This is a genomic window from Bradyrhizobium sp. CIR48 (assembly GCF_014198315.1).
Taxonomy (GTDB): Bacteria; Pseudomonadota; Alphaproteobacteria; order Rhizobiales; family Xanthobacteraceae; genus Bradyrhizobium.
This window is the reverse complement of record NZ_JACIHG010000003.1, coordinates 227293-248722: the sequence shown is the minus strand read 5'-3', so window position 1 is coordinate 248722 and position 21430 is coordinate 227293. Positions and strand designations below refer to the sequence as shown.

12 protein-coding genes and 6 pseudogenes are annotated in these 21430 nt (G+C 58.1%); 13 read left to right on the top strand and 5 right to left on the bottom strand.

The window, feature by feature from the left end:
* Nucleotides 1-75 precede the first annotated feature (75 nt).
* Nucleotides 76-1510, top strand: a pseudogene (locus GGD66_RS11400) (NAD-dependent succinate-semialdehyde dehydrogenase).
* Nucleotides 1511-1895: 385 nt separating this feature from the next.
* Here the strand turns inward: GGD66_RS11400 and GGD66_RS11395 are convergent.
* Nucleotides 1896-2003 (bottom strand): annotated as a pseudogene (locus GGD66_RS11395) (transposase domain-containing protein); the annotation flags it as partial.
* A gap of 549 nt (nucleotides 2004-2552) precedes the next feature.
* On the opposite strand from GGD66_RS11395, the gene GGD66_RS42195 reads away from it, so the two are divergent.
* From GGD66_RS42195 to GGD66_RS11380, 4 genes and pseudogenes are all read left to right on the top strand, one after another.
* Nucleotides 2553-3266, top strand: a complete 714-nt coding sequence (locus tag GGD66_RS42195; RefSeq protein ID WP_312014107.1) for a tyrosine-type recombinase/integrase — start codon at nucleotides 2553-2555, stop codon at nucleotides 3264-3266.
* Between the two features lie 55 nt (nucleotides 3267-3321).
* The gene (locus GGD66_RS41355; protein WP_246788838.1) at nucleotides 3322-3504 is read left to right on the top strand and encodes a hypothetical protein; all 183 of its coding nucleotides are present in this window, start codon (nucleotides 3322-3324) and stop codon (nucleotides 3502-3504) included.
* A 129-nt stretch (nucleotides 3505-3633) separates the two neighbouring features.
* A complete protein-coding gene (locus GGD66_RS41350) occupies nucleotides 3634-3867 on the top strand; it encodes a tyrosine-type recombinase/integrase (protein ID WP_246788837.1) in 234 nt (77 codons plus the stop codon).
* A 361-nt stretch (nucleotides 3868-4228) separates the two neighbouring features.
* A pseudogene (locus GGD66_RS11380) lies at nucleotides 4229-5205 on the top strand (tyrosine-type recombinase/integrase).
* A gap of 12 nt (nucleotides 5206-5217) precedes the next feature.
* Here the strand turns inward: GGD66_RS11380 and GGD66_RS11375 are convergent.
* Together GGD66_RS11375 and GGD66_RS11370 are read right to left on the bottom strand one after the other, a co-directional pair.
* Nucleotides 5218-5349: pseudogene (locus GGD66_RS11375) on the bottom strand (IS3 family transposase); the annotation flags it as partial.
* A 223-nt stretch (nucleotides 5350-5572) separates the two neighbouring features.
* On the bottom strand, nucleotides 5573-6352 hold the full coding sequence (locus tag GGD66_RS11370; RefSeq protein ID WP_183257756.1) for a CmcI family methyltransferase: 780 nt from the start codon (nucleotides 6350-6352) through the stop codon (nucleotides 5573-5575).
* Nucleotides 6353-7992: 1640 nt separating this feature from the next.
* Between GGD66_RS11370 and GGD66_RS11365 the strand changes: the two genes are divergently transcribed.
* The 3 genes and pseudogenes from GGD66_RS11365 to GGD66_RS11355 all read left to right on the top strand — a co-directional run.
* The gene (locus GGD66_RS11365; RefSeq protein WP_183257755.1) at nucleotides 7993-9087 is read left to right on the top strand and encodes an Ldh family oxidoreductase; all 1095 of its coding nucleotides are present in this window, start codon (nucleotides 7993-7995) and stop codon (nucleotides 9085-9087) included.
* A gap of 637 nt (nucleotides 9088-9724) precedes the next feature.
* Nucleotides 9725-10231, top strand: a pseudogene (locus tag GGD66_RS42375) (aminotransferase class I/II-fold pyridoxal phosphate-dependent enzyme); the annotation flags it as partial.
* A gap of 69 nt (nucleotides 10232-10300) precedes the next feature.
* Nucleotides 10301-11441, top strand: a pseudogene (locus tag GGD66_RS11355) (IS3 family transposase); the annotation flags it as partial.
* A gap of 365 nt (nucleotides 11442-11806) precedes the next feature.
* Here GGD66_RS11355 and GGD66_RS11350 read toward each other — a convergent pair.
* A complete protein-coding gene (locus GGD66_RS11350) occupies nucleotides 11807-13564 on the bottom strand; it encodes a class I adenylate-forming enzyme family protein (RefSeq protein ID WP_246788836.1) in 1758 nt (585 codons plus the stop codon).
* Nucleotides 13565-15141: 1577 nt separating this feature from the next.
* Between GGD66_RS11350 and GGD66_RS11345 the strand changes: the two genes are divergently transcribed.
* Together GGD66_RS11345 and GGD66_RS11340 are read left to right on the top strand one after the other, a co-directional pair.
* On the top strand, nucleotides 15142-16290 hold the full coding sequence (locus GGD66_RS11345) for a pyridoxal phosphate-dependent aminotransferase (RefSeq protein WP_183257754.1): 1149 nt from the start codon (nucleotides 15142-15144) through the stop codon (nucleotides 16288-16290).
* Nucleotides 16291-16844: 554 nt separating this feature from the next.
* On the top strand, nucleotides 16845-17099 hold the full coding sequence (locus GGD66_RS11340) for a hypothetical protein (protein ID WP_183257753.1): 255 nt from the start codon (nucleotides 16845-16847) through the stop codon (nucleotides 17097-17099).
* A gap of 684 nt (nucleotides 17100-17783) precedes the next feature.
* On the opposite strand, the gene GGD66_RS11335 is transcribed toward GGD66_RS11340, so the two are convergent.
* A complete protein-coding gene (locus GGD66_RS11335) occupies nucleotides 17784-18110 on the bottom strand; it encodes a cytochrome c (protein WP_312014129.1) in 327 nt (108 codons plus the stop codon).
* Nucleotides 18111-18296: 186 nt separating this feature from the next.
* Here GGD66_RS11335 and GGD66_RS11330 point away from each other — a divergent pair, with 186 nt between their 5' ends.
* From GGD66_RS11330 to GGD66_RS11320, 3 genes are all read left to right on the top strand, one after another.
* Complete coding sequence (locus tag GGD66_RS11330; RefSeq protein WP_183257751.1) at nucleotides 18297-18653, top strand: hypothetical protein; 357 nt, start codon at nucleotides 18297-18299, stop codon at nucleotides 18651-18653.
* A gap of 1110 nt (nucleotides 18654-19763) precedes the next feature.
* Nucleotides 19764-19982, top strand: coding sequence for a hypothetical protein (locus GGD66_RS11325; RefSeq protein ID WP_183257750.1), 219 nt, complete (start codon nucleotides 19764-19766; stop codon nucleotides 19980-19982).
* A 311-nt stretch (nucleotides 19983-20293) separates the two neighbouring features.
* The gene (locus GGD66_RS11320; RefSeq protein ID WP_183257749.1) at nucleotides 20294-21427 is read left to right on the top strand and encodes an acyltransferase; all 1134 of its coding nucleotides are present in this window, start codon (nucleotides 20294-20296) and stop codon (nucleotides 21425-21427) included.
* The last annotated feature ends 3 nt before the right edge of the window (nucleotides 21428-21430 follow it).

The window sequence follows — 21430 nt, the reverse complement described above, 5'->3', positions numbered from 1 at the left end:
CCTGAAATTGGCCGCGCGTCTCACGCTGGTCGCTAGCCGCTCATTTCAGCGTTCTCATGAGCCCAACCTAAGAACATTCGAGAGAACCATGACAATCGCCATCCCAACGTAAAGCTTCACATCGCGGGCGTTTGGACCGACGCTGCCTCCGGGCGCACGGCCCCAGTGCTCAACCCGGCCACCGGCGAGCCCGTTGGCACCCACGCCTACGCCGACCGCGAGGATCTCGAGCAGGCGCTTGAAGCGGCCGCGCGCGGCTTCAAAGCCTGGCGGCAGGTCTCGGCATACGATCGCGGCAAGATTCTGCGAAAAGCTGCCGACTTGCTGCGCTCCCGCGCCGACGAGATCGCGCGAACCATGACGATCGAGCAGGGCAAACCGCTTGCCGAGGCTAAGGGCGAGACGCTTGGCGCGGCTGACACGATTGGTTCGCCGAGGAGGGTAAGCGCGCCTACGGCCGCGTCATTCCGGCCCGCGCCGACGGCGTGATGCAGCTCGTGGTCAAGGAGCCGGTCGGCCCGGTCGCAGCCTTTACGCCTTGGAATTTCCCGCTGAATCAGGCCGTCCGAAAAGTCTCGGCGGCGCTCTGCACCGGTCGCTCGGTGATCCTCAAAGGGCCGGAAGATACGCCGGCGAGTTGCGCTGACCTGATCCGAGCCCTGCTGGATGCCGGCGTACCCGGCGACGTGCTAGGCCTCGTCTACGGTGACCCCGGCGAGATTTCTCCTACCTCATCGAGCACCCGGTTAGCCGAAAGGTGACATTCACCGGATCAACCCCGGTCGGCAAGAAGCTTGCTGCGCTCGCCGGCGAGCACATGAAGCGGGTAACAATGGAGCTCGGTGGCCACGCGCCCGCGATTGTGTTCAAGGGCCGACATCCAGAAGGCAGTCAAGTTGCTCGGTGCCAACAAGTATCGCAACGCGGGCCAGGTCTGCGTAGCGCCGACTCGACTTCTGGTGCACGATTCCGTTTTTGACGAGTTCGTGGACGGCTTCGTCGCGTTCTCGAAGCGCGTCAAGATCGGTAGCGGCCTCGACCCCGAGACCCGCATGGGGCCGCTCGCGCATGCGCGCCGCGTCGCGGCGATGGATGCCCTGGTTGCGGACGCCGAAAGCGCGGGAGCAGAACTCCGCACCGGCGGTAAGCGCATCGGCAACCAGGGCTACTTCTTCGAGCCGACAGTATTTACGAACGTGCCGCTGTCGGCACGCCTAATGAATGACGAGCCGTTTGGTCCGGTCTCGGCTATCCAACGCTTCTCGGACGACGAACAGGCGTTCGCTGAAGCTAACGGCCTGCCCTACGGCCTCGCCGCCTACGCTTACACCAGCTCTACCATGACTGCGGCGCGGCTTGCTGCGGAGCTCGAGAGTGGAATGATCTCAGTTAATCACCACGGGCTTGCTTTGCCAGAGACGCCGTTCGGCGGCATGAAGGATCCGAGGGCGGATCGGAGGCGATCGAGGCCTACCTCAACACTAAATTCATCACCCAGGTGAGCGCCTGACGTTCTTACGGCAATGCCGGTGAGCTGAAAACCGTCGTGTCGATGCCTTCGCATACATCCGTATGGGGCGCATGGGCCCGTCCGGGAGCGTGCGCTATCCACGAGCTCTCAGGCCCAGGGGGCCGGCGCAAAATACAAGAAGGTTGAGCTAACGATGACCGACCAAAGCCGTATCCATTGCGCAGGGGCGTAGGCCGCAGGGTTACCGCTTCAGCAGTCCAGGGTTCTCGCCATAGACCCAGATGACGCCGTCCTCGATTTCCATTTCGTTGGCGATGTCCCACAGCCAATCTTCGTCTTCGCCGAGGTCCTTTGCGACCTGGGTGATGAACCTTGTCGACGTGCGTGGTCGTGCCGCTCGAGCGGAGAACGCTGATGCCGGCGTCCAATCCCAGGGCAGAAGCTCATTCAGCCGATGAACTGGGTGGGCGGTGATGCGGGCAAGGATATCCGTGAGCCAGGCCTGCGGATCGACGCCATTCATTTTGGCCGTTTACGCCGCTCGCCGAACTATGCCGAGTCGGATCGTTTTCCCCAGATTTCTCGCTGACCGGCGTTTGGTCGGCATAGTTCGTTCTGTACCTCCGCTTTCAACAGCGGAGAACAGGAAGATGGAAGTTGAAGAGTACTTGCGCGGGAGCCACCTGTACCGGCTCTCAGAAGCGGGCTCCACGGACAGCTCGTCGAGCGCTACGCCGCTCGTCACGTCGAAGAGAGGCTCGTTCGGCACGGCACGTGGCGTTGCCTCAACGTGGTCAGCAGGCTCGTGGATCGCAGGCCGTCGCTACAAGCTGGTCGATCTCGATGAGCAGGTCGTTGAGCGGTACCTCCTACAGCGAGGTCGGGAGGCAGTCTATCCAACCCGCGGACCGGGCCGCGCTCAAGCGATGGCTGTCAGTGCTGCGCGAGGACGGCGCGATCGCGCCGTTGGTGCTTAGTCTCTCGCCCGCACGAACGGATCTTCAAGGAGTTCGAAGCGCGGCTTGGCCCCGAGGTGCGCCGTAAGCCATCTGCCGGTAATCCGCAGGTTCCTGCACGAGGTGTGTTCTCCAGCGGCAAGATCAACCAAGAGGACGTGATCCGCTACGTTGAGTGCCACGCCGAGGATTGGAGCCCGGGAACAGCCAGGGCGATGTGCTGGTCGTTGCGCGCCTTTCTCCGTTACCTCCACCATCGGGGGCTGAACGCGCGCCTGTTGGCGGATTGCGTTCCATCGATGCGACAATGGAAGCTCGCATCTCTGCCGACCTATCTGTCCGCCGCTCAGGTGCGGAAGGCTCTCGACGGTTGCGACCGAGAGACGGTGATGGGACGGCGCGACTACGCCATTCTGTTGTTGATGGCCAAGCTCGGCCTGCGGGCCAACGAGGTCGCGACGCTCACCCTCGACGATATCGACTGGCGCGCCAGCGAGATACTCGTTCGCGCCAAGCGCCGCCAGCACGCACGGATGCCAATACCGCAAGACGTTGGCGCGGCCATCGTTGCACATCTGCACAATGGCCGCCCAAAGTCGTGGTGCCGACGGTTGTTCGTCCGCTCGCTCACGCCACACGTCGGCTTCGCTTCCGGATGTGCGATCACCATGATTGCCAAGGCCGCTCTCGATCACGTTGGAATCGAAGGTTTGCGCGCACCGCGGCACCCATATCTTTCGGCAGTCTCGCTACCGAGCTTCTCCGATCTGGCGCGACCTTGTCGGAGATCGACAGTTGCTGCGGCACGAGAACCACGAGCACCACCCGGATTTACGTGAAGGTCGACATCGATGCGCTGAGAACATTGAGCCTGGCCTGGCCGGGAGGCGTGCAATGATCAATCTGCGCTCCGCACTCGATAAGTACCTGAGCATGCGCAAGGGACTGGGATATAAGTACGAGCACCAGACCCGGCGGCTCGCCGATTTCGTCGCCTTCATGGAGAAGCGCAAAGCCAGGATCATCACGACGAAGTTGGCAATGGAATGGGCAATGCATCCTGGGCGCTGCGATTGAGCGACGTGCGCGGGCTCGCACGCCATGTCGCCAACTTCGACCCGAGAACGGAGGTGCCGCCCGTCGGCATGCTGCCGGGATGGAAGCGCACCAAGCCCTATTGTCTACAACGACGCGGAGATCGATGCGTTGCTGACGGCGGCGCTGGCTCCTCTGCCGCCAGAGGACGGGCTGCGTCGATGGACATACCATACCTTGTTCGGGCTGATCGCGGTGACGGGCATGCGTATAACCGAGGTGATGGGCCTGGAGCGTAATGACGTCGACCTCGACGCCGGCGTGCTGACGGTCTGGCTGACCAAGTTCGGCAAGTCGCGGCTCGTACTATTGCATGCTACGACGAGAACCGCGCTGCGCGACTAGGCCGATCGGCGCGATGCACTGCTCGGATCACGCTGCGGCTCGACCTTCTTCGTTGCCGAACAGGGGAGGCCGCTTGCTGCACCAGTACGTGCATCGCGTCTTCCGGCGATTGTCCACAGAGATCGGGCTGCGGCGCCCGGTGATCGTACCGGGCCACGTGTGCACGACTTCCGTCACCACTTCGCCATCCGGACCTTCCTCGACTGGTATCGCGAAGGCAAGGACGTTGAGCAGCAACTCCCAGTGCTGTCCACTTACCTCGGCCACGCCTGCGTGCGCGATACTTACTGGTATCTCTCGGCTTGCCCGAGCTGATGGAAGAAGCGGCGCAGCGTCTCAATCGGCGATGGGAGGTGACGCGATGAAGCCAGCCTGCAATGTCGCCACGTTGATCGAGCGCTTCTTCACCGACCGCCTCATGCGCCAACGCAATGTTAGCGGCAACACGATCGCCTCCTACAGGGGCAGTTCCGGCTGCTGTTCATGTTCGCACAGGTGCGGCTGCGGAAGTCCCCATCGGCCCTGACGCTCGCCAATCTGGATGCAACGTTCACCGGCGCGTTCCTCACCGATCTCGAGGTAAAGCGCGGCGCCAGCGCGAGACGCCTAACCTGCGTCCTTCTTCAGGTTCGTGTCCTTCGAGGAACCGGCACACAGTGGCCTGATCCAGCGCGTGCTCGCCATACCGAGCAAGCGCCACGACAAGCGACAGGTGCACTTCATGGCGCGCCCCGAGATCGAGGCGGTTCTCGCCGCGCCCAATCGAACGACTTGGCCGCCGAGTTCACACCTTGCTGCTGGTCGCGGCCCAGACGGGCTTACGTCTCTCAGATTTAACTGGCCTTGACCGGATTCCGTCCACCTTGGGTCTGGCGCACACGTACGATGCGTCGGTAAAGGGCGGAAGGCGCGGACCACTCCGCTGACCACACTCGCTCGGTCTGCGCTCCAGGCATGGCTCAAGGAACCGGTGCGGAAAAGAGCTACAGCGTTGATCACCAACGTGCACGGCGGCCGGCTCAGTGCTGACAGTGTCCAGTCGCTACTGAGAAAGCATCTTCGTGTCGCTCACAAGACTTGCCCGTCTTTGAAGGCCAAGAGCGTGTCATCGCACGTGCTGAGGCACAGCGCCGCAATCGAACTACTGCAAGCCGGCATCGACTGCTCCGTGATCGCGCCGTGGCTCGGCCATGAATCGGTCGAGACGACGCCGATTATCTGCACGCCCACCTCGCCCTCAAGGAAGCTGCTCTGGCGAAGCTCAAGCCGTACGAGCGCGGCAAGCGAACCCGCTTCCAGCCGAACGACCGCCTGCTTACCTTTCTAGAGGCACTCTGAACGAAAACGAGCCCGCCGCAGCAAGACGAAGAGCCGGCGGTATCCCAAACGCCGCCGCTCGTTGGCGAGATCGCGCAATCGGCCACGCAGAGCCGTGTCTCGAGGCCGGCTTGAGCTATAGCGGATCATCTTCCGATCTGCCCTGACGTTTGCGCCCAAGCGCTTGTCCAGAATGAAGTCGATTATCGCATTGTAGCCGTCCCTCTCAAGGTCGCGAGAAGAGCTTCCGGGTAGCCAATCCCTCGGCTGCGATCATCTGATGGATGGTCATCCATAGGGCCTGATTGAAAGGCCAACTCTTCTTGCGAAAACAATCTGGAGCTTGCGGGTTACAACCTGTTCTGCTGTTCAACACACTCCTGCTGACCTAGGCTTGTGATTTTCGAAGCCACGCATTTGGAGCACAAGTGACATTAGTCCCGAATGCATCGGTGTAATAAGTGTCGATCAAAAATCCTGATTGCTCGATTGACTGGAAACCCTCGATAATCTCTTTATTTGCTCTCGCAGGGTTGTCTTCAATTACATAGTAGTCTCCTGAGACCAGAAAGTTATTTAGGTAGGAAAACATCGAAAATATTTGCACGTGCGCGTCATCGATCACAAGCCAGGGATGAGGCAGCCTCATCAGCAAATTTTCATCGAGGTTGGCGACGTCCGAAAGATCAACTTGGTGAAAAGTGAGCAGTGGGTGCTTTCTGGCCTGCTCATGGACACACTTAGTGTACAAATCAAAGGAGTGAACTTCACCGGGATTATCACATAGCACGGACATATTATCAGCAAACCACAGTCCGCTGCCACCTTGATATGAACCGAGCTCTAGAATTGTCCTCGGTTGAAGCTCCCAAATGAGTCTTGGATACAGAGCCAGATCAAAAGGTGTCTTGAGAAGTATCAGCCCTCTATAAGTCTTCGCCAAGGCTCCAATTTTTGTGGACCGCTTGTCAGCACTCCATGGATTGATAGAGGACATCCACCCTCGTTCGGATGGCTTTGCAAAGCGGTCAGAATGGTCCGCATTCAGAACGTTAGTTAATGCGTCAAACATTCCGCACTGGTCGAGAAGTCCGTCGGACCTTATTTGATCGGGATAGTTCTTGTGGGCCGCTTCCCAAAAGGCCTTGTATCCGGAAGCGAGTTTCATAGGTCGATCTCCGTGCTGCGTCTGCGACAATCTCACGAAAAAGGGTAGTCTTGATCAGTTCCCACCATTTTAGCGCGGGGGATCTGGCTCTAAGGTATCTGCTCGCGCCAAAGTTCTACTTGGCCGCGTGCATGCTCTTCTGTTTCGGCCATCATCTTTTGCCGTCTCTCAGTGAACTTTGAGGCGGTCGCCACATTTGTTTTCGACGCTCCTGCATTACAAGGATCACCAGCATTGCATTGACCAAGGTCAATCGGGGCAAGTCTCATTTGGAGCTTTTGGACCGATGCCTCTGCCAGGAGCGGCGTTCTTTTGCTCCTCATTCTAGCAACATGCGTGCCACTAGCGGAATGGTGTGTTCGCTTGCTTGTCGAGCGTGAAACACACGCAGAGCCAGCATATCTAGTGGAACGACCGCGATGCTTTGTCGTCTTCCAGACACCGCCGGCATCAACCGAACGTAAATGTTACGGATACATGGAGAGGGATGGCGGACGGACCGGCGCACTGCGCTCGTCTTCGGAGCGTTCCCTTCTTTCGTCTGTCGGATACTCACCTGCTTTTAAGCCGAGCTCTTGAGCCGACCGCTCTTTGCCCAGCCTGCCAGCCCCCATCGTGATCTGCGGATCGTCTCACTCCCGAGTTTCGTTGTCGCGGAGCAGGTTTCACCGTCGGTTGGAATGTTGGCAATCGCGTGGTCACGAGAGCCTTGTAATGGATCTCTGTATCGGACACGGCACAGCGCCGGTCGACCACGCCAGGCGATGCAGACATCGAGCCAGAGTACGACCGTGGGCTCTGCAGCGAGGTATGCGAGGTATCGGCGACGAGCGTCAGATTTTAGCGGGTCAAGCCGTCGAAGACAGCCAGAATCCGCGGCGCTTGCCTCGGACGAATCCAGACCACTGTACTTCGCCTCCCTAAGAAGCAGCCGATTGGCCGGCAGGATCTACTTGCAGAACGAAGCCGAGCGACTTGGCGCGCCGCTTCACCTTGGCGACTACGCGACTGCGATTTTTGTCCTCGTAGGGTCGGCACCCGTATCCTTGTTCATGCCGTACCTGAGCGTATGATAGAACAGAATCGCAATCTTGCGGACGGTCACTGTAACCGCCTTGGGCTGCCGGCGCGGACGGCCAACCGTCGTTAGAATGCGCTAAGCGCCGTATTGCTCCGCCCAACGGTCGTGCCTGCAAGCCGCGGAAATGCCGACGCTCGACTGGATGATCGTCGCGTGCGCGAAGATTGGATCATGCCACCAGAGAGTTCGGCCGGCCAGCACGTTTCTGCCGTTCAAGCCAAGCTGCGCTGGAGCTCCCGCGAAGCGGCGGGCATGGAATGACTAAAAAAGTACCGGATTTTCCGTATCCTAGAGCTTTACCAATCGGCCTCTGATGCTGGTGCAGACGATTGCCGCCGGATTGAAAGGTTCTTTGGTTCTTCCGCCTTCCAAATGGCGGCTGTTGTGCTTGCGATGCACCTCCAGCTTCCGGAACTGTTTGTCGGAGTAGCGCGTGCGCTTGTATGGATTTTAAGGACTAATCTTGTTCGCGAACGTGAGCCTTGCGGGCGGCAAGAAGTTTGCAGTGCGTCTCGCGCCGGCCGGATGGCCAGGATGGGCCTAAATCGAGGAAACCTTCATGAGTTCAATCGAGGACCTACGGCTGGGCAAGCCGGACGAAAAGGCGGTCTTGAAGCCCGATCGTCTCACCCGTGTCTGTGTGGCGCTGCTGAAAGCAGCCGGCGCTTCAGAGGACGAGGCGCAGGCAGTCGCCACCGGCTGTGTCAATGCTAACCTGGCGGGTCATGATTCCCATGGCGTCATCGCCATTCCAAGCTATATCGACAGTATGAAAGCGGGAGATATCGTGCCCGGCGCGGAATGGACGATCGTGCGAGAAACCCCTACCACAGCTGTTATCGATGGCCGGTGGGGTTTTGGCTTTCATGTCAACAAAAAGGCGATGGCGCTCGCGATCGAAAAGGCAAAGACCGCCAACGTCGCGGCCTGCACAGTTTTCAGGCAAAGCCATGTCGGACGGCTCGCCGAATATCCCTTGATGGCAGCAAGCGCCGACATGATCGGGCTTGCCGTCGCTGATTCTGGTCGCTTACGTAAATATGTCGCACCGTTCGGCGGACGCGAGGCGCGGCTTGGCACCAACCCGATCTCTATTGCGGTACCCTCCAATCTCAAGGCCCCGTTTCTGCTCGACATGGCGACCTCGGCGGTCGCCGCCGGCAAGCTCGAACTCGCGATCGCGCGCGGACAGGAGATTCCGAAGGGCTGGCTGATCAATGCCGAGGGACGCCCAACGACCGACCCCCGCGACTACCGCAAAGGCGGTATGCTACTGCCGCTCGGCGGCACCGAGGGTTACAAGGGCAGTGGCCTCGCAGCGATGGTCGAATTGTTATGCGGACTGTCGACTGGTCCCGATTTCGGGGGCGACCCGAGCGGCCGCGAGACTTTCGGCTGCTTTATGGCCGTGTTCAACGTGGCGGCCTTCCGCTCGCTTGATAAATTCAAGAAAGAGGTCGCGGACTTCGCACGGCACATGAAATCGGCGGCGCCGTCCGAAGGCTCATCCGGCGTGTTCTACCCCGGCGAGATCGGATATTTACACGAGCAGGAGCGCACGGCAAACGGCATTGAACTCGAGAACGCGACCTGGGACAAACTGTGCACGCTTGCGCGCAACTACGGACTTACCGGCGAACTCGACCTCGAGTGAACGCGGTTCCCGCACTGGTCCGAAGGAGCTGGCGGCAGGGGGAGCGTTATCACTGGTATCATCGTCTGATCGCGGCGGCAGTGATCACGCCCACGCAACGAAAGTGCTACGCGTGATGCATCTCGTCATGGGGTTGACCGAACGTAGTCAATGCGCTTCTGATGCGATCCGGGACGCACACGTGCACTAAAAAAGACGTGCTGAGGATGATCAACTGACTAACTACTCAGCGCTTGCTCTCGCGAGCGGTGCTGCGTAGGCTATTTATGTGAGCTTCGATTTCAACGAAAGTTCCAATAGGGCGAAGCCCCAGTTAGTCAGTGGCTTGATATGGCAAACCATCGTCCAAGCTCGACGTCAGTGAGGTTGTCCTGCCAGAACGGGGCCTTTGACATGCGGAACCACTCGGCACCGCCGGCCTCGTAATGCAATTTCCGACGCGAGCAGGCTGGCGATTGAGCTCGTCAGAATCGCTCGTCTTCAGTCCGTGGCCTGACAAGGGACAGCGTTCCAAAGCTCTATGACAGGAATTTCGCCATGCGTTACTTATCACGAATCCACAGAATGGCCGTAAGGGGGTCGAAGGCCTGGGACATATTCATTACACCGCCGTCGAGAACGCGACCGCGGCGAACGCATCACTCTGCTTACGGTCGGCAACACCGATTTCGCCAATCCCGAGCCGGCGATCGCCGCTGTACGTGATAACCTGGCAGCCGGACGGACCTATAAGAGCCCCAGGCCGCGCAATTCGCGAGGCGATTGCAAGGCGGCATACCCGCAACACTGGCCAGGCGATCGATGCCGATCAGTTGTTGTCACCATCCGCGCGCAGAACGCGAAACTGCCGCCCTCTGTCTCGTGGAGCCGGGAACTAGGTGTTAGTGCCGGAGCCAATACCTCTTATCGCGGAATCATCGCTGCTGCTGGCGGCGAGATTATCAGCATCCGCTCGCCGGCAGAAAGCCATTTCCATCCACTGATCAACGAGATGGAAGCCGCTATCGGGCCGCGGACTCGCGCGATCTTTCTGGCTGCGCCCAATAATCCGGCCGGCGCGGTCTATACGAGAGACGAACTCTCGGCCATAGCGGCTCTGTGCCGCAGTCATGATCTCTGGCTGGTTTCGGACGAGGTTTATGGGAGCTTGTCTATGTGGTCTGAGCCCCGCAAACCCCTCCAAGAATGGGTAGAGTCTGTCACGTCTGAGGAGATGGACCATGAAGCCAAGTCGGTCACGGAAGAGCAGATCATCGGGATTTTGCGGGAGCAGGAGGCCGGTGTGGCGACGGCTGCCGCAAACACGGGATCTCGAGCGCAACGTTCTACAAATGGAAGGCCAAGTACGGTGGCCTGGAGGTATCCGATGCCAAGCGGCTGAAGGCCATTGGAGGACGAGAACGCCAAGCTGAAGAAGCTCCTGGCCGAGGCAATGCTCGACAACGCCATGCTCAAGGACGTTGCGTAAAATGGTGACGCCCGCCGCGAGGCGAGAGGCCGTCGCTCATCTGCGGACCACCTTCGAGGTGAGCGAACGGCGGGCGTGCAAAGCCTTGGGGGCAGATCGCACATCGGTGCGCTATCGCAGCGGGCGAGCCGATGATGCAGCCGTGCGCGCCCGCCTGCGCGAACTGGCGGCGATCCGCCGCCGGCTCGGCTACCGTCGTCTGCTGGTGCTGATGCGCCGCGAGGGGCTGGTCATGAACCACAAGAAGTTTCGACGTCTGTATCGCGAGGAACGGCTGCAAGTCCGCCGGCGTGGTGGCCGTAAACGGGCACTCGGCACCAGGGCGCCAATGGTGATCCCGCAAGGCGCCAACCAGCGCTGGAGTCTCGACTTTCTGTCGGATGCGTTCGCCGATGGCCGACGGTTCCGGATTCTGGCCGTGGTCGACGACTTCACTCGCGAATGCTTGGCGCTCGTCGCCGATACTTCGCTCCCGGGCCTGCGGGTCACACGCGAGCTCGATGTCATCATTGCCTGGCGCGGCCGGCCAGCGATGTGCCTGTCCGACAACGGCACTGAGCTAACCGGAATGGCCGTGCTGCGCTTCAGCCAAGAGAGGCAGATCGAGTGGCACTACACCGCGCCCGGCAAAGCGACCCAGAATGCCTTCATCGAGAGCTTTAACGCCCGCCTGCGCGATGAACTTCTCAATGAGACGCTGTTCACTTCGCTCGCACAGGCGCGAGCCGTGCTGGCGGCCTGGAAAGACGACTACAACAACGCCTGGCCGCACAGCGCCCTAGGCAACCTCACGCCGACCGAGTACGCCAAACGCAACGCTCTTGGGCCGCAACGGGACGGGACGCTGCGCTATGCCGAGGGCTCCGCGCCCCGCCCCGTTGCTTCACCGAGCCCTTTGGGCTCATATTCATCTTTCCATTGCTGGATGAAGCGAGGGGCTCAGACCAGAATCCATCCTGCTTTGGAGATTTTGAAGTCCAGCGCGAACGAGACTCGGAATCCGACTATGGGCATGAGCTGGCGGTCCGGCGCCTAACCCGGTCAGGGTAGCGGACACAATTCCCAGTACATCTTGGTCCGCTCCGGAGATCATCCATTACGCCGCGATCGTGATATATCATCGGAAGACAGGGACCTTACCGCACCACGAAGAAGTGAGTCCATGGACGGTGGGGCGCTCAGGTGGTTCTGGCTGTATCGCAATGTGGGCCGGACCGGCAGCCGACCTGGATTGCGATACAAATGTTTATCTCAGCGCCAGCACTTGTTCTCAGCGTCGTAGGTCTCGGCACGCAGATCATGCGCGGCTATCAGCTCACGTTTTAGCACCTTATTGCTGGAGCTCGTCCTAGGAAGCTTCGGTATAAAAGTAATGTATCGCGGCCTCTTGAACAGGGCAAGTTCAGCACGGGCTTTTTCGATGATCCGCTGCAGAAGTAGATCGTCGGGTACGAGACCTTCTTTCAACTCCACGAAGATATTGACTTCCTCGCCGCAATCCGCATCGGGAACGGGAACGGCAGCTACGTCCGCGATCTCCGAAATTTCGCGGATCACGGCCTCCACCTCACGCGCAGCGATGTTGTCACCCGAACGCCGGATCATATCCTTCGTGCGTCCTACCAGCCAATGCAAGCCGAGTCGGTCGCGCCGCAACAGGTCCCCGGTCTTAAACCATTCGCCTTTGAATGACGCCGCATTTGCCTCAGGCCTATTCCAATAACCCTTGAAGATTCCACGGCCACTCACCCAGAGTTCGCCGATTTCACCGATCTCGGTGGGGGTGCCGTCCTCATTCATCAATAGCAGATTCCGAAATGGAGCTCGAATTCCCACAGAACCGGATTCGGACATCTCGTCAAAATTGTTCGGCATTTGCGTGCCAAGCCAAATTTCCGTCATCCCATAAGCATCCTGGGTGCGCACGCGAAAGCGTTTCCGGAATTGACGCACTGAGTAAGGGCTCCAGCCCCAATTTAGGGTCTGTTTCAGGCATGTCGCACCGTCTTCGTCTGAAGTCTCCACGTGGCGCGCCACCAACTCTGGAAAAGCGCACCACTCAATGCGGTGCTGCTTCAGCCAACCGACGAAGCGTGCCGGGTCTACTGACGCAGCTAAGTAAAGCGTGCCGCCCTGTCGATATGACCTCAGCAAGTATTGTCTCGCGTCGCCGTAGGAAAACGAGTTTGTACACAGATAGCTTTGGTACGGCTGCTCGTCTCCGGATGCCTCCTGGTATGAGCTAACGCCCCAGTAGTCGTGCGTCAGCATGCAGCCTTTCGGAAAGCCCGTTGTTCCCGAGGTATATTGAATGGTCAATAAGTCGTCGGAGCGGACATCCACGTCCACCACAGAGTCGTCGGTTCCTTTAAGCAACTCATCGAAGGTAGTAGCTGCTCCTGCGGAAAGCTGTCCAACGAGAACTATCTGCTCCTTGGTGAAGTATTGCGGCCAAGGCTCCATTACCGAGAACGCTGGCCAAGCCGTCTCGTCGACTACGGCGAATTTCGCTTGTGTGTCGCTGAGAACGTATTCGATCTCCCTTGGCGTGTAGCGGATGTCGATCGGAACCATCACCGCACCAAGTTTCGCGATCGCAAACCATAAGATAGGATATTCAATGCGATTAGGTAGCATCACTCCGACGCGGTCGTGCTTGCGTACGCCGAACAAACGTAGCGCCTGTGCACATTTGTTAGACGCCCGGTCCATTTCAGAGTAAGTCGCGCGCATACCCTGCTCGAAGACGTCGATTGCGGTCGACGATCCATGCGTTCTCGCTCTTTCTGAAACCAGCTGTCCAATAGTGATCGTCTCATACGCAGCTTCCAGTTCCTGGATCTTCCGCAACGCATTCGTGACACGCTCTTGGAACTGACTTTGTGTTATGGGGAGCATTGGAAACCTCGCGATCAAGGAAAAAAGCGGGCGCGCCGAAAGACGCATTCTTTGCATTTTGAGGTCACTGAGATTTTCGATCACGAGAGACGAGCGATCGGCTTCGCCCAACTAGGAACTCGGCCTAGCGTCCAGCATGCGCGTGAGGGAGCCGCGGCACTATCATCGAGCGACTTGGAAATCTCGTGTCTTGCACACAGGCTCTGTGTGCTCGTACGATCTTGAGGTCCTTTCAGAGCTTAGCACTGTTAAAGGCTGTGGTTGTTTGAAGCAAGCGCGGAAGGCCCGAGAGACGGGCAATATTTGCCATTGCGGCACCTCCTGTCGTGATCAGCGGCGTTGTAGCCTGATGGCCAACATTCCGAGTCTTACATCATTAACAAGAAGCGAAGCACTACCTAGTCAGGTGGGGTGCGCGCATGGCTTCAAGCATAGCAGAGCTTGTTGAATGGCCTTCGAGGTGAAGCCGTCGTCCTTCACGAGCTCCAGAAACGACACTCGGGTATGCCGCGTGGGCAGGGCAGCGAACGGTGTGCGTCCCGGGTAAGGCACCGAGGATACACACTCTGAGCTCTTGCCTCAGATGCGTCCACATATCGCACCGAATTTTCGATGATTGAGCGTCGAGCGATCGCCTATATGCGCGAGAGATATCAATCTCGGGACGGCCTAGTCCTTTTCCACGACCTACGCCTCCGCGGATCGGGGGCATTTGCATCTTGCTCCCGTCGCCAACTCAGTGCGTTCAGCTTCTGCGCGCCGCCGCGTAAAGACTCAACTGGCCAAAAGCAATTGCGCAAAATCCGTTCAGATGCGAGAGCCAAGGATATCGCCCGATCGTCAGCTCTGGCTTCTGATCATTTCCAGCAAATGCTGCACCCCTTACGAACCTAACACAAGGCTCGCGCATTCAACGGCGCAAGCAAGTTGGAGAGACGATCTTCTCATGCATTGCCCTAGTCTTGCCATGCAGGACATGTCCGACGCTATCGTCGAAAACCCGACAAAACCGTGGCACTTTTCTCCTGTCGAAGCAGGCCGCGCTGTGACCTTTCCGCGAGCATTGGCATCGGACGAATCGAGAAACACTGAAAAAACTCTCCGGTAAGTCTCCATCATCAGGGCGACGTTGGCGCAACCTCATCCCCGATTGACAGCGTTATTGGTCGTATCTCGCCTCTTTGGAAGGTGTTCTCTTTTGCGAGACGTCTACGATTCCGAGACTACCCTGTCAGAATAGCACGTCGCTCACTGACAATTAATCCTATTTACGAGCTATGTCCCATCCGTGGCAAGGAGTTTGCACTGTGTCCGGCCGTCACGTGACGGGGTAGTCGATTCATGAATTCAATCGTGGACCCGCGAATGGGCAGGCCGGAAGAAAAGTGCTTGCGTTTCGGTTGTCGACGGCCCTTAGCCCTTGACGTCCACGCAACCGCGATAGCCCGTGATCGAAAGAGCACTTCCCCGGGAGCCATCGTTCATGATCGCCTCACCGTAATCGAGCTGGAGCGGTAAGATGCGTGGGCCTTTCGGCAGTCGGCGGTGTTGCAATCAGTTGGTCAGATGCAATCAGGCCAATGACCAAGATAGTCAGAATGGCTGATTTCCGGCCCGTGGCGCGAACAGCCTCATCTTCTAGGCTCAATAGGACTTACCCCATGCATTACTCGTCCCGAATCTGCAGAATGGCCGATAGCGTATTGGAGGCTTGGGAGATACATCAGATCGCCATCGAGAAACGCAACCGCGGCGATCAAGTTATTCTGCTGACGGTCGGAAACACCGATTTCGCCAGTCCAAAACGGGCGATCGCCGCTGTACGTCAGAACCTGGCCGCCGGCCGGACCCATTACAGCCCTAGTGCAGGCGGCCGTCCGTTGCGCGAGGCGATTGCACGGCGGCATACACGCAAAACTTTCCAAGCGATCAATGCCGATCAGGTCATGGTCACTATCGGCGCGCAGAACGCGCTGCTCACCGCGGCCCTTTGTCTCGTCGAGCCAGGGGACCAGGTCTTAGTACCTGAGCCGATGTATACCACCTATCCCGGGACCGTCGCTGCTGCCGGCGGCGACATCGTCAGCATCCGCTCGCCGCCAGGAAACCGGTTTCATCCGTTAATTAACGAGATGGAAGCCGCGATCACTCCACAAACCCGCGCGATCTTTTTGTCCACCCCTAATAATCCGACGGGGGCGGTCTATTCGAGAGACGAATTGCTGGCTATAGCGGCTCTCTGCCGCAATCATAATCTCTGGCTCGTTTCGGATGAAGTCTACGGTGAACTTACCTATGAGGGCCAGCACGTCTCGCCTTGTGTGCTCCCAGGCATGGCGGAGCGCACCATCACCATCAGCAGTCTATCCAAGTCGCACGCGATGGCGGGTTGGCGGCTCGGTTGGATGATCGGTCCGCAGGAGCTGGTGCGTCATGCTGGCAACGTAGCCCTCTGCTCGACCTACGGCATTCCTACTTTTCTCCAAGATGCGGGCGTCGTGGCGCTGGAGCAGTTTCCGAACGGGCTCCCCGAATTGCGAGCAGCCTATCGTCGCCGCCGCGATCAGTTTTGCGATTACATGGAAACAGTTCCCCTGCTGTCTTGCTACCGCCCAGAGGGCGGCATGTTCATTATGCTGGATGCGCGCGCCACTGGTCTCTCGGCGTATAACTTTGCTAAGGGCCTAGTCCTCCAAGAGGGAGTCGCAATCCTACCCGCAGATGGTTTTGGCGAAAGCGCAACTGGTCATTTGCGCATCAACCTTGGTGCCTCCGACGCGGAAATCGAGGAAGCGGCCCTGCGCCTGTCCCATTTCGCTGAGCAGATCGCGCGGTAAAGGTTGAAGCCTTCTAGCTTAGCCATAGGAAGCGGTCGTTGGTGATCTCATGACCAGCAGCACCGGCTGCGATGTGGCTGGCTGCACTTAGGCCACGCACCAAGTTGTTTGTCTCGCCGATTGTGGTAGCGATCAGTATGCCGCCGATCGGCAGATGCGCCGCCCGGCCGAACCGTTACACTGCGTTGAAAACTCGGTTTGCGGGAAAGTCCGCAATTTAGGACAGGAGCTGACACGTCGCTGCAGTAGATTGGATGATGGTACGGTTGTGAAGCCCAATCGGCGAGTTGATACCTTGCGGCGAATTGAATTGAGGCGCTGAAAGGCTTGGAAGAGATGGGCGCAACTCTGCTGTGATGGGCGGCACTGGCTCCGCCTGTTGTAAAGCTTCCGACGACCCTTCCGATGCCCATGCACGATTCTCGCTTCGGCACCAGAATGGTTGGTGATTGAGGCGGAGAACAGCCGCATCGTGTCCGAGGTTGCAATACTGACTGCGGCGAACTTTCGATCTCCCCGCGGTTAACTAGACGGCCGACGCGTGGATCCTGGAGTTGACGGCGATCGTGAAGAGCTTGAAGCGCACGCTTTACGGCACCCGCTCAGAACGGTTGCGGAGCCACAAGCCAAGGAATAAGCAGATCGCCTTCGTGTTTGACGAGATTGCCATCGGCGTGGCGGGCATCGCAGCCGAACTGGCCAAGACAGGGGGCAAGGTTAAGCCGCAACGCGCGCCGTGGCAGAGCAAGGAGTTCGGCGCGCATCTGGCACGTGGAGATCCCTTCGGACCCGAGATGTCTTCTGATTGAGACCGGGCTGAAGAAGTTTCTGATCGGCGAGGATGTGTTCAATACGCGTCGATCTGGGCACACGCAAAGTTCCGCGTGATCGTCACGCGACACGCGAACCATAGCTATGCATGGCGATGGCGTAGTTCAGGCCGGCGCCGCTGCACTTGATTGAGTGTGGCCTTTCGACCGAAGCGCTTCTCGCCTTCGCGGTGGCGAGGCCTCGGCCGATCGTTCATCGCGCAATGGTTGGGGCAAGGTCTGGTGTCCATCAAACCGGCAGCAAGCTCAGAAGCGTCCAAGAGCACGAGGTTAAGCGATAAGGTTGGATCATTTACATATATCGAATCAAATAATTCAGTTTAACTTCATGACCCGTACGTGCAAATCATGAAGACGAGCTCTTCTTGAAGTGAGCGACTATTCGTTCGGCAACTGTGTCGGAGCCCAAGCTCGTGTGATTGGCGAGATCGCCAACGATCCTGAAGGGCTTCCCGGTAGTTAGGTCCAACGCGAAAGTGCGCCAAATCCTATCAAACTTTGCGAAGGAGGCGTGTATGGGCGAATGGTAGTATGCCGCAAGCGATGCCATACACAATCCTGCTGGGATAACTACTGAAGCCCTCGCGAAGAAGGCCGGCTAAACCGTCTCCCAGCGGGGCTGTCCACAAGTGGGGCATGGAGAGCGTCGTTTCCCGTTATTATTTATCTTGTACCTTTACCTTCGCGCCGCTGCACGTCACTCGCCATAACTGCATCTGAGTAGCTGTTTCCGAAATGCGTGCGTAGGTAGTTCACGGCTGCGGCGACTTGGTCGTCGCTCATCATTTCGCCGAAAGGGGGCATGCCGCGGCGGCCGTTGAGGATAACATCGATCACTTCAAAGCTTGCTTCGAGATTGCGATTGGCGACGAGCGACGGATAGGTGGCTGCGGCTCTCGCCCCCATCGCATCGGCCATGTGGCAACCGCGGCACACATTGACATACAGCTGCTCGCCACTCGTTTCGACAAAGCGATAGCTGGGGAAAATGGCGGCTATTCAGCTCCGGCGGATCGTTTCGCCGAGCACGGAATACGACGACTGCAACAACAGCGCCGCCATGGCGCGAAGGTGACATGCTTTATGCGGCGGATGGTCATGTCTTGATCACCCGCTCGTGCAGCCGCGCGATGGCATCGAGTGAGGAGAGCATCGCGCCCTCCTGCCAGACCGGCAGTGCCGACACAACTCACCTGCGAGCAAGATGCGCCCGTCGATCCGACACAGATTGCGATAGTGCTGCTTGCGGGCCTCATCGGACCAGTGGGCGCTGCGGCCGAGCGCGAGTGGCATCCGGTGCCAGGGGACGGCGATGCCGTTCTCGAACTCTGTCCTGTATTGAGGATGGATGGCTGCGCCGAACTCGGCCGCGCGCCCCACGCGTTCATCCGGCGGTATGCCGGTGAACTCGAAGGAATCAGCGCGTTCGAGAAGATTAGCAACGAGCAAGACGCCGCGTCCGCTCTTGAGCGCGGTCATCGTGTGGTATATGCGGCGCTGCTTGCCACGGTATCAATCAGGGAGAGCAGATAGCGTCGCCGCATTGTGATAGGCTCGTTCTGCATTCGCACTCGATCGCCCCAAAGCGGCTTAGGCCGCATCTCCGAAAAAAACGAGAGGCTGCTCTGCATAACATGTGATGTTCATGGGAGACTGTTGCTCAAGGCGCCGTTTGATTGGCAGCTTGGACCGTTCCCGTAAACGCCTGGCCCGCGCGGAAGCGAGCCACAGTCTTTCCCTCTGCACTATCAAAGCTGAATCGGAAGATGAGCGTCTCACGATCGTTGGCGATTGAGATGCCATCCGCAATTGGAAGCGGACCGAGCCTTCCTGAGTTCAGCGAGCCCCAAAGGCCTCGGTTGTGTCCCTATGTTCTGGCGACTAAGCTTAAAAATACCAGTTGAGAGGCTGCTCACTAGCGGTCATCGAGATGTTTCTCAGTCAATAGCGGCAGGTAACAGCCGTCACCTCATCCAGAGAATACTGGGACGGCTCCATGGGCCTATTGTTTTGGCTCTGATATTCCTCCGGCTCATAGCAATAGCGCAATGAGGGTTGCAGTAAACGGACGCGCGAATTCTCAGGCGGTCGAAGACAATGAGAAGCAGTGTGTCGCGTGGCATAGCGGCCTCCTGGTTTATCTCACCGAGAACAAAGTAGGATTTGGGCCAGCGTCACGCGATGCAGCCGACCCTCTTGGCGCATGTCGCGATTCATGCAGTTTGGTGTGTTCCTGACATCCGCGTCTTCCCATCAATGACATGACGCGCTCCTGCGAAGCACGGTCCGCCCTCTTACACATCGGCTGGCTCTATGCGCCATGTAAGCAACTCAATCGATTCGGCGAATTGGATGAAACGAAGCGCGTGGCGCCCTGAATTGTAATGTCTTTCTAAGCGGGTGCAAGCCAGCTTAAACGTCGTTTGGCACGGCCGTTGCTGGTGCATTCAATGTGGGGTGGACCTCCGCATCGCCCTGTCTATGCTAGACGCCAAACGGCAACAACGTAAATCCCGATGTCAATCGGCTATCCCGCGTCAATCACAAGACCGAAGCCGCTCTTTTCGTGCCGCCATCGTGAGGTGATGCTTCATACGCGATCTCGGTATGGCCTTCGATCTTCTAAGCGAAAGGAGTTGCAGTATGCTCGACGAAGCATTTGGAATGCCTGAATCGCTGAAGGTTGACTCCGACTTCTGCGTCGGTCTGCCTCTGGAGGACCCGCAAGCACCGAACTTAACGGCGTTGGTTCTTGATGGTAACCGCGCTTCGCAAGCCGATGCCTGTCGCAACTACCGTCGCCACGAAGCGTGTGTGCGCGGTGTGTACGACAAGAGTAACGGGAAGGGCGCGGTCATTTAAAACGAACTCGTCATCAGAGATAGCGAATGTGAGGATTGTCGGGATCGGTTCTTCGATCTTGTGAGAGGCCGCGGCGCGCTTAGCGGCTCCATTGGAGCCGCCCGAAGTTCCGACTACGAGCGCCGAACAGCTCAATCGGTATGCCGATCCGCCCCGACCAAGCACTGACCTATTGTCTACCGAACGGTAAAAATGCGTTTGGCAGCGATCTGAAATTCGCGCGATGCGCCGGCTTTCTCATGTCCATTCTCCGTGGCATGTGCGCCGATGGACAAGGACCGACTAGGTTCAAAGTAAGACGGGGGCGAGTTATGATCAGATGGTTGTTCGGCAATGAGACGATCTCGGATCGATTGATACGCGCGGAGAATCGACCATCCGGCTTTGATTATCTTCGGAGTTTTCTCTCGATCAGCGTCATATCGGTCCATAGCATATCAATATGCTACGGCATCGATGTCGCTTTAGAGACGTTGTGGCGTGGTCCGCTGCATCCAATGGTGAAGTTTATCGTCCCAAGTTTCTTTGCCCTGAGTGGATTCTTGGTCGCAGGAAGTCTGGAACGCAACACCGTTCTGGCGTTTCTAACCCTGAGGTTCCTGCGAATTTTTCCAGCCCTTTGCGTTGAGGTGCTAATTTCTGCCCTACTGTTGGGCCCGTTCTTAACGTCGCTGTCTCTAAGCGACTATTTTGCCAATCCAGAATTCTGGCGCTACATCGGCAATATAGTAGGCTGGGTGCATCTGTACCTTCCCGGCGTTTTCGAGAACCGACCTCCTCCGCACTATGCAAATGGATCAATTTGGACCGTTCCTTTTGAACTCGAGTGTTACGCTGCAATCGCAGCTTTAGGAATAGCTGGGCTTTCCAAGAGACCCTTTCTTTTCGCGGGCGTAGTGTTATTTTCGCTGCTTGCGTTCTCTGCAGAAGGAGGCACCTTCCCTACTATTTCTCGTGTGCGCGGAGAGCTAATCATTGTTTCCTTTAGCCGCGGAGACCTAATCCTCCCGTTTATGTTCGGAGTTGCAATTTATCTCGTCCGGAACTCGTTGCCTTTCTCGCTTCCGCTGTTCGTTCTGAGCCTCACACTGTCTTTCGTGCTCGTCTACTTCAGACCGACGTCTTACCTTGCGACACCGTTTGTTGCCTACTCAACGGCGTACATCGGACTACTTAATCCGAGGCGAACGCTTCTGGGGCGCGGCGCCGACTATTCTTACGGCATCTACCTCTACGGCTACCCCTTCCAACAGGCAGCCTGTCAACTGCTTCCAGGCGGCTCCTTCTGGCTTTTGAACATTGTCTATGGCGTTGTCTCTTCAGGCGTAGCCGCGCACCTCTCCTGGACTTTGGTCGAGAAAAGGGTTTTGGAATGGCGCTCGACCGCACTATTCCGCGTCGCAAAATTCAGGAAGTGGCTTTGCTTGCTTTTCAGGGGTCTTTGAATG